The sequence below is a fragment of the Hymenobacter profundi genome (genome assembly GCF_019334315.1).
In the GTDB taxonomy this organism is placed as follows: Bacteria; Bacteroidota; Bacteroidia; order Cytophagales; family Hymenobacteraceae; genus Hymenobacter; species Hymenobacter profundi.
Genome location: NZ_JAHWGL010000001.1, coordinates 99,793 through 112,673, shown reverse-complemented (window position 1 = coordinate 112,673; position 12,881 = coordinate 99,793). Strand labels below are relative to the sequence as shown.

The 12,881-nt window shown below is 58.4% G+C and carries 14 protein-coding genes; 6 read left to right on the top strand and 8 right to left on the bottom strand.

What is annotated here, in order from left to right; all coding sequences use genetic code 11:
• The first annotated feature begins 195 nt into the window (after positions 1 to 195).
• Positions 196 to 603 (top strand): hypothetical protein, encoded by a 408-nt coding sequence (locus tag KYK14_RS00510; protein ID WP_219156111.1) that lies wholly within the window; start codon positions 196 to 198, stop codon positions 601 to 603.
• 90 nt (positions 604 to 693) lie between these two features.
• Here KYK14_RS00510 and KYK14_RS00505 read toward each other — a convergent pair whose 3' ends face one another.
• Complete coding sequence (locus KYK14_RS00505) at positions 694 to 1,080, bottom strand: hypothetical protein (RefSeq protein ID WP_185283595.1); 387 nt, start codon at positions 1,078 to 1,080, stop codon at positions 694 to 696.
• Positions 1,081 to 1,275: 195 nt separating this feature from the next.
• Here KYK14_RS00505 and KYK14_RS00500 point away from each other — a divergent pair, with 195 nt between their 5' ends.
• Positions 1,276 to 2,079 carry a murein L,D-transpeptidase catalytic domain family protein gene (locus KYK14_RS00500; RefSeq protein WP_219156113.1) on the top strand — a complete coding sequence of 268 codons (804 nt, stop codon included), beginning with the start codon at positions 1,276 to 1,278 and terminating at the stop codon, positions 2,077 to 2,079.
• 80 nt (positions 2,080 to 2,159) lie between these two features.
• Here KYK14_RS00500 and KYK14_RS00495 read toward each other — a convergent pair whose 3' ends face one another.
• Positions 2,160 to 2,354 carry a hypothetical protein gene (locus KYK14_RS00495; RefSeq protein ID WP_185283597.1) on the bottom strand — a complete coding sequence of 65 codons (195 nt, stop codon included), beginning with the start codon at positions 2,352 to 2,354 and terminating at the stop codon, positions 2,160 to 2,162.
• A 177-nt stretch (positions 2,355 to 2,531) separates the two neighbouring features.
• On the opposite strand from KYK14_RS00495, the gene KYK14_RS00490 reads away from it, so the two are divergent.
• The gene (locus KYK14_RS00490; RefSeq protein ID WP_185283598.1) at positions 2,532 to 3,341 is read left to right on the top strand and encodes a M48 family metallopeptidase; all 810 of its coding nucleotides are present in this window, start codon (positions 2,532 to 2,534) and stop codon (positions 3,339 to 3,341) included.
• Between the two features lie 8 nt (positions 3,342 to 3,349).
• Positions 3,350 to 4,249, top strand: coding sequence for a diacylglycerol/lipid kinase family protein (locus tag KYK14_RS00485; RefSeq protein ID WP_219156115.1), 900 nt, complete (start codon positions 3,350 to 3,352; stop codon positions 4,247 to 4,249).
• On the opposite strand, the gene KYK14_RS00480 is transcribed toward KYK14_RS00485, so the two are convergent.
• Positions 4,206 to 5,477, bottom strand: coding sequence for a metallophosphoesterase (locus KYK14_RS00480; RefSeq protein ID WP_219156117.1), 1,272 nt, complete (start codon positions 5,475 to 5,477; stop codon positions 4,206 to 4,208). The genes KYK14_RS00485 and KYK14_RS00480 overlap by 44 nt on opposite strands.
• A 292-nt stretch (positions 5,478 to 5,769) precedes the next feature.
• Entirely contained in the window at positions 5,770 to 6,405 is a 636-nt protein-coding gene (locus tag KYK14_RS00475; RefSeq protein ID WP_185283601.1) for an LON peptidase substrate-binding domain-containing protein, read from the bottom strand.
• Positions 6,406 to 6,536: 131 nt separating this feature from the next.
• On the opposite strand from KYK14_RS00475, the gene mtgA reads away from it, so the two are divergent.
• A complete protein-coding gene (mtgA, locus tag KYK14_RS00470) occupies positions 6,537 to 7,283 on the top strand; it encodes a monofunctional biosynthetic peptidoglycan transglycosylase (protein WP_219156119.1) in 747 nt (248 codons plus the stop codon).
• A 168-nt stretch (positions 7,284 to 7,451) separates the two neighbouring features.
• Here mtgA and KYK14_RS00465 read toward each other — a convergent pair whose 3' ends face one another.
• Positions 7,452 to 8,918 carry a Gfo/Idh/MocA family protein gene (locus KYK14_RS00465; protein ID WP_208306321.1) on the bottom strand — a complete coding sequence of 489 codons (1,467 nt, stop codon included), beginning with the start codon at positions 8,916 to 8,918 and terminating at the stop codon, positions 7,452 to 7,454.
• Between the two features lie 150 nt (positions 8,919 to 9,068).
• Here KYK14_RS00465 and KYK14_RS00460 point away from each other — a divergent pair, with 150 nt between their 5' ends.
• Positions 9,069 to 9,482 carry a YybH family protein gene (locus KYK14_RS00460; RefSeq protein WP_243900098.1) on the top strand — a complete coding sequence of 138 codons (414 nt, stop codon included), beginning with the start codon at positions 9,069 to 9,071 and terminating at the stop codon, positions 9,480 to 9,482.
• A gap of 182 nt (positions 9,483 to 9,664) precedes the next feature.
• Here the strand turns inward: KYK14_RS00460 and KYK14_RS00455 are convergent, their stop codons facing one another.
• The 3 genes from KYK14_RS00455 to KYK14_RS00445 form a co-directional block, all read right to left on the bottom strand.
• A complete protein-coding gene (locus KYK14_RS00455) occupies positions 9,665 to 10,804 on the bottom strand; it encodes an App1 family protein phosphatidate phosphatase (RefSeq protein ID WP_185283605.1) in 1,140 nt (379 codons plus the stop codon).
• A gap of 69 nt (positions 10,805 to 10,873) precedes the next feature.
• Entirely contained in the window at positions 10,874 to 11,617 is a 744-nt protein-coding gene (locus tag KYK14_RS00450; protein ID WP_185283606.1) for a LytR/AlgR family response regulator transcription factor, read from the bottom strand.
• Positions 11,618 to 11,660: 43 nt separating this feature from the next.
• Positions 11,661 to 12,788: a sensor histidine kinase gene (locus KYK14_RS00445; protein ID WP_219156121.1), complete on the bottom strand. Its 1,128-nt coding sequence runs from the start codon at positions 12,786 to 12,788 to the stop codon at positions 11,661 to 11,663.
• Positions 12,789 to 12,881: the final 93 nt, after the last annotated feature.

The following is a 12,881-nucleotide window of genomic DNA, read 5'->3' as shown; positions in this document are numbered from 1 at the left end:
AAGCCGGCCTTTTTTGCTTTTGTATAAAAAGAATTGGACGTATCCGTAACTTTTTATGAAAAAAAAACGATATAGTGCATGAACTTTAATTATAGTAACATACATTTGTATTATTAGGGGCAAGCTGAGGGTAGCCTATAGGCCCAAGCTCCGAGTAAGGCAACATCACCATCCGTGATACTTCTTTCAGAATAAATGAAAACGGCATTCTTTACGCTCCTGCTTACCTGTGCACTTGTTGGTTCTGCCTCGGCACAAAAGCAGCAGAGCCTACTGGCGGAACTGCCCGGCACCAATGAAATCCCTGCCGAACGGGTAGAGGCCCTGACGCGTGCTATGGCGACTACCCTGCACCTCAATGAAGGCCAGTATATGCGCCTACGCGAGGCAAACCGCATCAAGCTCACCCGCCTCGACGAGATTCAGTGGCAGACCCGCGACAACGTGGCCCAGCAGCAAGCGCAAACTTTGGAGTTGCAGGCACAATACGAAACGGAATGCAGCCGCATTCTGTCGCCGTCTCAGTTGATGGCCCTGCGCGAGGAGCAGCAGAAGAAAGGCCAGCAGCCCAAGCGCGACCCCAGCATAGGTGGGGTAGGCTAGGCCCTCTCCCAATTAAACAATATAAATGAAGGGCGGCCGCATCAGATGATGCAGCCGCCCTTCGTTGTTGATAGAGGGTAGGAAAGGCGGTTACGGCTGATAGAGTACCTCGCTCACGACGCCCGTTGGACTGAAGCGCAGACGCAGCTTGCTGGCTGCCGAGCGCGGGTGGCGCGGCTCACACTGGGCGCCGGGCGCCACGTAATAGATATAAATCTTCTCGGTTTGTTCGCTCAACTCGTTTTCGTCGGGGTGGCCCAGCAGGGCGTCGATGGCGTCGGTGCGGGTATCGTAGAGCAGGTCGCGGTGCTGGAGCAGGGCGGGGAGTAGGGCAGCACGCTGGTTACGACAGGCATAAGCATCCTGCCGCCACGCCGCCGCATCGAAGCCCGGAATAGCGCGCAAATCGTGCCCGCACGCACTCAGCAGCACCAGGCAAACAGCAAAGGCAAACAGGCGGCGAAGGGTAGGGAGCATAGAAAACGCAATAGAAATTTAGGCAGAAAGAGCAGGGTGAGTAGCTCGGCAGAACGCAAAGTAACGCAGATTTAATCGGCCTGCTACGGGGGTAGGCTGGGTGTAGTTCCGCTATTTCTGTTAAATTTGGCAAGCCAGTTCTATGGAATAGCTCTCCGCGTACCGATATCTGTTCATCTCGACTACTCACAGCCTATGTCCTACCTGCCGACTGTTAGCGCTAGCCTGCTCTTGTCCGCTCTCTCGTTTCTGCCCACCAACAGCGCGCCCGTAGCGGCCGCGCCGGCCCCTACTGCGGTGGTCGTAGAGGCGCCATCTTCCCGCGCCCTGGCCACAGCTGCCTTCGAGCAACATATTTTGCAAAGCTACGCCCAGAGTGGTTTGGTGACTTCTGGCCTACCCGTCTTGGTGTTCCGCGAGGCGCTGATTGGATTCTACAACCTGCGACAGCAAGGCAAAATAGCACCCGACCAGCACGTGCTCACGGTTATCGATTTCAGTCAGTCGAGCAAGGCGCAGCGGTTTTGGGTGATTGATCTGGAAAAGCAGCGCCTGCTGTTCCGCACCCTGGTAGCGCACGGCAAAAATACTGGCGAGGAGTTCGCCCAAACTTTCTCCAACCGCGAAGGCTCCGAAATGAGCAGCCTGGGTTTCTACCGCACCGGGCGCACCTACCAGGGAAAGCACGGCCTGTCGCTGAAGCTGCACGGACTTGATACGAATTACAATACCAACGCCTACGACCGGGCCGTGGTAGTGCACGGTGCCAGCTACGTGAGCGAAGACTTTGTCCGGCAACATGGCCGGTTGGGTCGCAGCCAGGGCTGCCCCGCTCTACCCGTGGGCGAGTCGTCGGACATTATTCGGGCCATCAAAAACGGCTCCGTGGTGTATGCACACGGGCCTGCTCAGGCCAGCTACGCCTCCAACTGGCTGAACCTGGAGCCCGCCGTGCTGGCCTTTGCCGGCACTACGGGTAGGGTAGTAGCCGGACAATAGCGTTATAATTATGCTGATAAGCAACAACGCCCCGCGGCCAATTGGCCGCGGGGCGTTGTTGCTTATTGGGGTGGAAGCAGTTAGGCCCGGTCGCTGGTTGTTTTTACCAGGTTGATGCCGGCAAAAAAGAAAATCAGGCCCACCAGGAAGGGAACAAAAGAGTTCATCTTGCCTAAACCGATGCCGCCGACGCCAAGAAAGCCCATGGCGCCAATGATGATACCAACGATGCCTAGAACCGTGAGGATAGTGCCGAACGTGCGTTTCTGATTCATGAGAAGGGAGAGTTAAAATGGGAGAATAGGAAGACGGGAGAGTCTATTTTGACCTGATACGTGAACAAACAGAATTTGGCTATATAGCCGAAAGCAACCCTGCGTGCCGGCCGTCGTTAGTAAGCCCAACAAGGCCTACCAATCGGCCTACTCACTCCCTTTTTACTGCCCTACACCATGAGAGGACTTCTGCGCTATGTGGTCGCCGCTGTGCTGGCCCTATCCGCATTCATCACCTATTACTGCAACTCCACCACCAACGAGGTGACCGGCGAAACGCAGCACGTGGCCATGACCACCGACGAGGAAATTGCCCTGGGCCTGCAAGCCGCGCCCCAAATGGCCCAACAGTACGGCGGCCTATCGCAGGATGCGCAGGCGCGGGCCGTAGTGGAGCGCGTAGGAGAAAAGATTATCAGTAGCACCAAGGCCGGCCAGACGCCCTACAAGTTTCAGTTTCACTTGCTGGCCGATCCGAAAACCATTAATGCCTTTGCGCTGCCCGGCGGGCAGGTGTTTATCACCGAAGGTCTGTTGCGCAGCCTGACTTCCGAAGGGGAGCTGGCCGGCGTGCTGGCCCACGAGGTAGGGCACGTGGTAGGCCGGCACTCGGCCGAGCAGGTAGCGAAGTCCAAGCTCACACAAGGCCTGAGCGGGGCCGCCGCCATTGCTGCATACGACCCCGACCGTCCGGCCACGGCCGCAGGTGGAGCCGTAGCCGCTGCTATTTCCAAACTCCTAACCCTGCGTTACGGCCGCGACGATGAATTGGAAGCCGATAAGCTGGCCGTCGATTTCACACCCCAGGCCGGGTACGACCCTCGCTCTATGATCAAGGTGATGGAGATTCTGGACCAGAAAGCCGGGGGCAGCAACCCACCCGAGTTCCTGAGCACGCACCCCAACCCCAGCAACCGCATTGGGCACTTGCAGGAAGAAATTGCCGCCGAGTTTCCCCAGGGCGTACCCTCCAATCTGAAGCAATAGCCCCTGTCATGGCTGAGCAACTGCGCCACTTGCTGTTTGTGCTGAATCCCGTTTCCGGTGATATTGACAAGGATAAATTGGAAACTACCTTGCAGCAAACCTGTACCGAGCACGGCCGCACGGCCGCGTTCTGGCACACGACTGGCGAGGATGACCTGCAAAAGCTGACCCAGCACCTGGCTAGGCAGCGCTACGACGCCGTGTTTGCCGTGGGCGGTGATGGTACTGTGAAACTGGTGGCTGAAGCTTTGCTGACTACGGACTCCATATTGGGTATCCTACCCATGGGATCAGGCAATGGCCTCTCCAAAGACTTGCGTATTCCGCAGGACACGGATGAAGCGCTGGAGCTGATCTGGGACCACGAAGTGCAGGCCATTGACACAGTGCGTGTCAATGGCCAATTCTCCGCCCACCTAGCCGACCTGGGTTTCAATGCTTTAGTAGTGAAAAAGTTCTGCGAGGGCGATACGCGCGGGCCGGGCGCCTACGTGCGTATCGCGCTGGCTGAGTATGGGGAATACGAGCCATTGCGCTACCGCATCGAAACCGATGAGGAAGAGGTAGAGACGGAAGCGTTTATGCTGACCATTGCCAACGCCAACACCTTCGGTAGCAATGTCGTTATCAACCCTAATAGCCGGTTAGATGACGGAAAGTTTGAAATCTGTTTGGTGGCACCCTTTCCGGCCGAGGCTGCGCCGGGCTTACTCTACCGCCTATACACGCAGGCATTCGACACCTCGGATTACACCCGGCGTCTATCGTGTCGGCGGGCTACTATTCGTGTGCCAGGGCATGAAAAGGCCCTGGTGCAGGTAGATGGTGAGCCTCTAGAATTGGAACTGCCTATCACCGTTGAAATCAGCCCACAGAGCCTGCGCGTGCTGACGCCGCGGCAGGGGTAGGCGCTATGGCTTCGCTCGGAGCGGCGGCAGTATACAGGCGGCTTCGGAAGGGCTCGGTGGCGCGCACTGCACCCGTCTGGTTGCCTGGCTCCAAGGTGCGGAGCCAGGCTTCGCCGTTGGCATAAAACTCTATCACGAAGAAGCCTTTGTGCTCGTGCGTGAAGGTAGCTTTGCCTCCCTTCTGCACGAAAGCCGTTTTGCTACCCGAGCCACTCACCAGATAGTGCCCCCCGCGCCGCTGGAAATATTGCAGGTTGTGGTCGTGGCCGGCGGCGTAGATGACGTTGGGAAAATCGCGCAGCACCCGGAGCAAGCGCCGCCGCATGGCGCGGTAGCGCGGGTGGGCCATGTCCTCGGCCGCGCCTACCACCCGCCGGTACGCCGGAAACAATGACCCCACCACGGGTAGGGGCACATATGCCTTTTTGTGGACCGCCAGTAGCGGAAACACGTGCTGCTTGGTGGTGAACTGGCCGCCGTGCATGGCATTAGAATACAGCGGGTGATGCCCGGCTACCACAATGCGCTGGTGCTGGTTGGCGGCCAGCACTTGGCGCAACTGCTCAAACGGCTCCCGGCTGGTAGTGGCTGTGCATCCGTAGGCATCACCCAAGGGGCGCGTGCCATGTTGCACCCACCATTGGGTATTCAACACTACCAACAACACATTGCCAGGAAGTTGCAGGGTAGCGGGGCCGGGGCAGCCGCGAGCGGGTAGATAGTGCGCTGTAGGTAAGTTGTCGCGCACATAAGCCTCCTGGCGCAGCAGATATTCGTAGCCGTCGCGGCGACCTTTGTTCCAATCGTGGTTGCCGCTGAGGAATATCACGCGTCCTGCAAACGGCCGCAGGGCGTCCAACTGGGCGTTGAGGCGGTGCTCGGCATCGGCGCGGCCGGGGTGGGTAGGGGCCGGCAGACCGGTAGGGTAGATATTATCGCCCAGAATAACTACTGCTCCTGCTTCGCCCGTTTGTTGCTGCCAGTCTTGCAGTAGGTTAATCACTGGGTCGCGGCCGTTGGTGGCTACGGCGCCCAGGTCGCCTACCAGCGCGATACTGTAGGCCGGCGTTTCAGATGGGGTAGGGGCAGCCGCTCCCGCACGGGCAGTAGAAGATACGTAGGGCTGACGCCGGTAGCGGCGTTCCTGCCCATAGCGATACAGCAGCCACAGGGCAGTTGCGCCAGCCAGGCCAACCAGCGCATACACCAGAATGAAAGTGAAGGACATACTACGGGTACGCAAAACAGCGCCACCAAGTACGGAGTGGAAGCGTAACATTTTGCGTTCCAGGGCACGGTAGTACTACGCGGCTGGTTCACCTCACCCCTCCACCCCATCTCTTATAAAGGTATAAAGGGAGAGGAGGAGCCATGAAGGTTCTTATCTGACTTGTTTTTCTGATGCGGCTTTCACTTCGTTTTCAATGATGAAGCGAACCGCGCGGGCATTTCGAAATCAGGTACTTGAAATCGAAGTTGCGAAGAAGCCGCGAAATCCAGCTAACCTGCACCATCTGTGATTAGAAGTTGGGCGGCGTAAGGTTTTTGAAATGACCGTTCAGCCGGGCGCGGTCCTTCAGGCGCTCAGTTTCCATGAGTACGGGTAGGGTTTGGTCGAGGTGTTCGCGCACGAGTTCTTGGCGTTCCAGCTCGCTGGTGGCGGCCAGTAGCTGGTATTCCTGTGTCTGGCTCATGCCCAAATGATGGGCTACATCGAAAATACGGTAGTCGGTTGGGAGGTCGAGCAGGAGCTTGCGCAGGCCCAGGATGTCGTAGAGACGGCGTACCTGCTCCGAGATACGCTCTTGCAGCACGGGGTCGCCCACGGCATCGTCTTGAATATCCTCTATCTTGCCAGCGGCATATAACTTGTTGGGGGCCTGACGATAGAACTCCCGAATGCGGAACACGCCCACGCCCTGCGTCCGAATGTCCATCTCGCCGGAGGGATACACCTTCTCCACTTCCAGCAATTTCACTTCGGTGCCTAGTTGGCCCACGCTGTTATTTAAGTAGGGCGGAATACCGAAGGTAATGCCCTCCTCGATGCAGTCGCGCACCAGTTGCCGGTAGCGGGGCTCAAAGATGTGTAGATTCAGCTTTTCCCCCGGAAAAACTATCAAATTCAACGGAAACAAGGCCAACAGACGTGCCATACAAGCAAGGAAGATAAGAACCGAAAGGTACCGGAAAATTGAAAACAGCGGCCATCGGCAACGCAAATCGCCTACTTTTGCGCTGGTGTCCGGTGGACGCTGGTAGGCATTAAACGGAATTCTCGTCGGTAGTGGCGGATTATACACAACTAGCGCGCCGCACAGGGCGCATCGTGCTGCAAGTAGCGGCGGCTTTGTTTCTGGCTTCGGTGGCCTGGGTGCTGGTGTACCGCTGGGTGGCACCGCCCGCCACCTGGATTATGCTGGAGCGCCGCGCGCACCCGCCTATCGGCCGCGGCTACTACGGCATCCGCCCCGAGGGCGACCGGCAGATTCGCTACACGTTCTGTTCGTTGGACGAAGTATCGCCCAACGTGCCGCTAGCCCTGGTAGCCGCCGAGGACCAGCGCTTCCTGGTGCATCACGGCTTCGATGGCGGCGCGCTGTGGCAGGCTGCCAAGCACAACTGGGAGGGAGGCAGTAAGCTGGTAGGGGGTAGCACCATCTCGCAGCAAGTGGCCAAAAACGTATTTCTGTGGCATGGCCGCAGCTACGTGCGCAAAGCCGCCGAGGCCTACTTTACGGTGCTGATTGAGGTGCTATGGAACAAGCGACGCATCATGGAAATGTACATGAGCGTGGCCGAGATGGGCGACTGTATGTTTGGGGTGGAAGCCGCCTCGCAGCAGTATTTCCACAAATCGGCCAGCAAGCTCACGCAGGCCGAGGCCGCGCTGCTGGCCGGCGTGCTACCCAATCCGCTACGCTTCCGGGCCAGCAACCCCGGCCCCCAGGCCCGCGCCAAGCAGCAGCGCGTGGTGCGCCGGATGCGGGCGCTGCGCGGGTCGGTCTATGTGAAGGAGTTGATGGAAAAGTAGACAAACAAAAAAGCCGGACCATAGGTCCGGCTTTTTTGTTTGTCATTCCGAGTGTAGCGAGGAATCTGAGTAAACTTGCTACTTGTGCTCCAGCCCGCAGAAAAACGGCATCTTTTTATTACAAGCAATAGTTTTACTCAGATTCCTCGCTACACTCGGAATGACAGATTATGCGCCCAGCTTCCAGCCCTGGCGGTAGTCGCGCTTCACAAACTGATTCACAGCGTCCAGGTTGGTTACTTTCAACTGCTTAGGATCCCAGATCAGCTCTACGTTGCGGCCGGGGTAGTTGGAGCCTTTGCCGTCGGCTTTGGGCGTTTGCACGTCGTAGCCGCGCACGGCCAGATTGGCAATCAGTAGCGTTTCGGTGAGCGGACCAGCAATGTCGAAGGGCGAGCTAACCTCTTTTTTGCCGTGGCCGGCAATGGCAGCCTCCACCCACTGGGCGTAGTGGCCATTGGCGCCGCCGGGTACGCGGGCAAACTTCTCGGGCACCTTGGTGGTAGCCGTGAGGGAGGTAGGCAGCAGGCGCGGATTCTCGGCGTAGGTGCTGGCCATCATCTTGCCTTTGTCGCCGATGAACAGAATGCCGTTGCCGCCGTCGCCAAATACCTCGTTGGGGCCCAGCTCGGCGGGGCGCTCGGGCTGAATGCCACCGTCCATCCAGTGCAGGGTAATATCGCCTTTGGTCTTGGCGGTTTTCGGGAATTTGAGGATAACGTGGCTGGAAGGCGGGCAGCTCTTGGGGAAGTAACCACGCTTGAACTCATCCACATACACGCTGCCCACGCTGGCCGCTACCGACTTGGGATAACCTAGGTCCAGCACCCGGAACGGAGCTTCTACCAGGTGGCAACCCATGTCGCCGAGGGCGCCGGTGCCGTATTCCCACCAACCACGCCAGTTGAAGGGAACCAGCTTCTCGATGTAGTTTTCTTTGGGCGCCGTGCCCAGCCACAGGTCCCAGTCGAGGGTAGAGGGCACGGGCGCGGCTTTGTCGGGCCAGGCAATGCCCTGGGGCCACACGGGGCGGTCGGTCCAGCAGTATACGGTATGCACGTCGCCGAGCAGGCCAGCGTCGTACCACTCGCGCAGTAGGCGGGCACCGTCGTTGGAAGCGCCCTGGTTGCCCATCTGCGTTACTACTTTGTACTTACGTGCTGCCTCGGTGAGGGCGCGGGCCTCGTAGATGTCGTGGGTAAGCGGCTTCTGCACATACACGTGCTTGCCCAGCTGCATGGCCGCCATAGCCGGCGCGGCGTGGTTGTGGTCGGGGGTAGACACCGAAACGGCGTCAATGTGCTTGTGCTCTTTGTCGAGCATCTGGCGCCAATCCTTGTAGTACTTGGCCTTTGGGAACGACTTAATCGTTTTAGCAGCGCGCTGATCATCTACGTCGCAGAGGTAGGCAATATCTGCCTTACCGCTCTTCGAGAAGTTCATGATGTCGCTTTCGCCCTTGCCACCTACACCGATACCAGCTACAACCAGCCGGTCGCTGGGGGCGACGTAGCCCTTGCCACCCAGTACGAAGCGGGGTACAATCATGAAGCTAGCAGCCGCAACGGCGCCTTGTTGGAGAAATTTGCGCCTCGATTCGGGGGAGGTAGGGGGGGTGGGATTTGGTTTTGCCATTGAATGAGGGGATTGGAAGTGGAAAGATGAAGTAGATTCAATAGTTTGCCTATAATAGTACTACTATTTTCCGACCGCAAAAGCATGGCGGACTGGATTTTCCGTAGTCCATTTCTAAACCCAATGACAAAGAACTTATCCGGGGGCTGCATGATGCTCCTGCTAACGGCCTGTGCCACCACACGGCCCGCCGCTGTACAGGGGCCCATCCGGCAGGTGCTCACCACCCAAGCCGCCGCCTGGAACCGCGGCGACATACCCGCCTTTATGGAGGGCTACTGGCGCTCCGATTCTTTGGTATTCTTGGGGCGTAAGGGTCCTACCTACGGCTGGCAGCAAACCCTCGACAACTACCGTCGCGGCTACCCCGATGCTGCCGCTATGGGCCAACTCGCCTTTTCCGACCTCCACATCACCCCTGATGGCCCTCAGGCTGCCCACGTGGTAGGCCGCTGGCACCTGACCCGCCCCACCGCCGGCGATATAGGCGGGCACTTCTTATTGGTTTTTCGACAAGTGAAAGGCCAGTGGGTGATTGTAGCCGACCACACGAATAATGAATAGGTGGTGAAGTGGTGGGATAGTAAATTAAAAAAGCGTGTGTCATCCTGAGCTTGCGAAGGACCTTCTACCAGTTGAACGAGTCGTTGGTACGGTGGTCGTTCTACCGTGATAAGGTCCTTCGCTGCGCTCAGGATGACAGACGCTTTTTACTTCACCACTTCACCATCTCACTACTTCACCACCTACTCCTCTGCTGTTTCGTCTTTTTGCTTTTCGCTTTCGACGGCGGGAATGGCTTCGGTGAAGATGAGGTTATGGGCAGCGGCGTGCTCGGCGGCTTGCACGGTATCCTGCACCAGCAGCATTTCCACGTTTTCGTCGCGCAGGTCGTCGGATACTTTTTCTACTAATTGGGCACGGTTAGGAAGCTGCACGTCGCGGATGTAGATGGCCAGCACGCGGCCGGGGTGGCGGCGCACCACCTCCCGGTAGATGTTGGCATCTTCCTGGCCCGAGTCGCCGATAAGCACGAAAGGCAGCTTGGGGTAGGTGAGCAGCAGGTTGTCGATTTCTTTGAGCTTGTGGCCGTGGTGGGCCGACTCAGCTTTCTTATCGGCGCGTTTCAGGCCCATATCACGCAGCAGGAGCGGGCCGGGCGGAATATCGTTGAGGTGCAAGAAATCTTCCAGTAAATCGTACAAATTCCAGGGCGAGCTGCTGACGTAGAAGAAGGGATTATTGCGCTTGCCATTGCGTCCTAGCTGTAGCTGCCTATAGAACTCGGCTACCCCCTTGAAGGGTAGGCGCGAGCGGGCATTGCGCAGCAACACTGTGCGCGCCATACGCAGCAAGTGCGTAGCAGAAGTCTGAATGACGGTATCATCCAGATCGGAGATAATGCCGTATTCGGCGTCGTCGGGTGGGATGAGCACATGGGCCTGGGCGCGAAGGCCATCGGGGAGCGTGAAGGGCGCCGGCACCTGTTGTAGCAGCGTGTCTACCGGGTACCAGAGGTAGTCGATGGGCTCGGGCAGGCGCTCGGGGGCCAGGTTCACCGTAAAGTAGCCCTCATCGTCCGTCAGAACCGGGTGCTCAACGCCATCGGCCGCCCGCACGATAACCTGCGCGCCGCGAATTTCGTCGCTATCAAAGCGCCGGTACATGTTCAGCAGGTTGTGGAGGCGCGAGTCGTTGGAGTCGGGCTCGGTGATGCCTTTGTCGGTGAGTAGGCGGCCCTTCACGTAGAGGCGGTTGGGGGTGCCGTAACTGCGGTAGGGAAGCAGCTGCAACGGCGCCAGCATACCCAGGCGCTGGCGAGTGCGTGTCAAAAAGTCGTCGGCCCGCTCGGCTAGGTCGCTGATTTTATCGCGGAGAGAAGTCATAGGGTGCGAAAAGAAAACGAGTAATCTTCCTACCCTACGGGCCGTACGGGGTAGGAAGTTGCCCCGCCCCTACGTCCAACGACTCAAAAACTGCGTGAAGGCCTCCTTGTACTGGTCACTCACGGGCAGCGTCTGGTCCTCAATCTGCACCGAGTTGCGCGTCACGGCCCGGATTTTATCCAGGGCTACAATGGTAGAGCGGTGAATGCGCATGAAGCGCCGGGCGGGCAGCTTTTCTTCCAGCACCTTCAGGCTGGTGAGCGAGAGCAGGGGCCGCGCGTCACCCGTGAGATGCACCTTCACATAGTCCTTCAGTCCTTCTATATAGAGTATGTCCTGGAAGGCCACGCGCACCAATTGATATTCAATTTTCAGAAAGAGGTACTCTTCCTCGGGCTCGGGTGGGGCGGCGGGTAGGGCAGTTGGCTGCGCAAGCGTAGCATAGGCGTGGGCCTTGGTGGCCGCCCGCAAAAACTCCTCGTAGTTGAACGGCTTTACGAGGTAGTCCAGCGCATCGACGCGGTAGCCATCCAGGGCAAACTGGTTGTAGGCGGTAGTGAAAATGATGCGCGGCCCCGTGCCCGGCCGGCCCCGGTCGAGCACCCGTGCCAGCTCTAGGCCGCTGAGGTCGGGCATTTGGATGTCCAGGAAAATCAGGTCGATGTCGGGTAGCTGGTGCAGGCCCTGCAAGGCTTCCACGGCGCTGCTGTAGCGGCCTACCAGCTCTAGGAAAGGCGTTTGCTCCACAAACGCGCACACCAGCCCCAGGGCCAGCGGCTCATCATCAACGGCAATGCAACGGAGGGTTTTCAAGTAAAAAGTAAGAAGTAAGAATTAGAAATTGGTCTTTCAGTGCTCATTCAGCGTCCGCGGATGCCAAATGGGGCTTGACGGCTTGTACGCTAGGCACCACTTCCAAGCTAAGCAATACCCGAAACTCGTGGCCGGCCGTGGCTTCTTCTACGCTGAGCTGGTAGCGCTGGGGGTAGAGCAAATCGAGGCGACGGCGGGTGTTGGTGAGGCCAATGCCGCTGCCTACCTCCTCTACGGCGGGGCGCTTGTCGGGGAACACGGTGTTGCGCACCTCCAGCGTGAGCGTGCCGTTGTGCTGGTGCAGGCCAATGTAGATCTGGCTGGGTAGGGTGGCACTCACGCCGTGCTTAAAGGCATTCTCCACAAACGGCAGCAGCAGCATGGGGGCAATGGGTACGTCGCGCAGCAGGGGGGTAGGGCGCTCGAAGGTGACGGTCACTTTATCCGTCAGGCGCAGTTGCATCAGCGAAATATAGTCCTGCACGAAGGATACCTCCTGGCTAAGCAGGGTAGTGCTAGACTGGGTTTCGTAGAGCACGTAGCGCATCATGCGCGAAAGCGTGTGAATGGCCTGCCGGGCCAGCTCACCGTTCACCACCGTGAGGGCGTAGATGTTGTTAAGCGTATTAAAAAAGAAGTGCGGGTTGATCTGCGCTTTCAGAAACGACAGCTCGGCGGTGGTTTGCTGCTGCTCCAACTCGCGCCGGATTTGCGCGTCGTTTTGCCACTTGCGCACCACTGCCACGCTTGTACTGATGCCCAGCACCAGCATCGAAATCAGTAGCGTGCCCATATCGAACCACCCCGCCGACGACCGGCGCCGCGACGGGCTGCCATCTGGGTGAAACGCTTTATGCATCAGCTCGGGCAGATGCAGCAGGTTTTCGATAAGTGAGTTGAGCGCCAGCACCGCCACCAACGAAGCAGCCAGCACCGCAATAAACCAGCCCGTGTGCCCCCGAAATAACAAGCGCGGCACCGCCACCTGCGCATTAAAATAAAACAGGGCTACCCACAGCAGGAGCAGCAAAGACTGGCGCACCCAAAACTGCGGGGGCAGCTGCACACTCCAGGTAAGCGGCTGGGCAAGCAGCAGGGCCGAGCCAAACATCACCCACAAAAGCGGGCGCGAAAAGCGTTGTGCGAAGTGCCGAAAGGTGAAAGAAGTCATAAGGAAAGGAGCATCAGGCTACCAAACATACCGTGCCCTGGGTACCCCAAGTGCTTGCCTCGCCGGTTCCGCAGATTTCACCGACCGATGCAG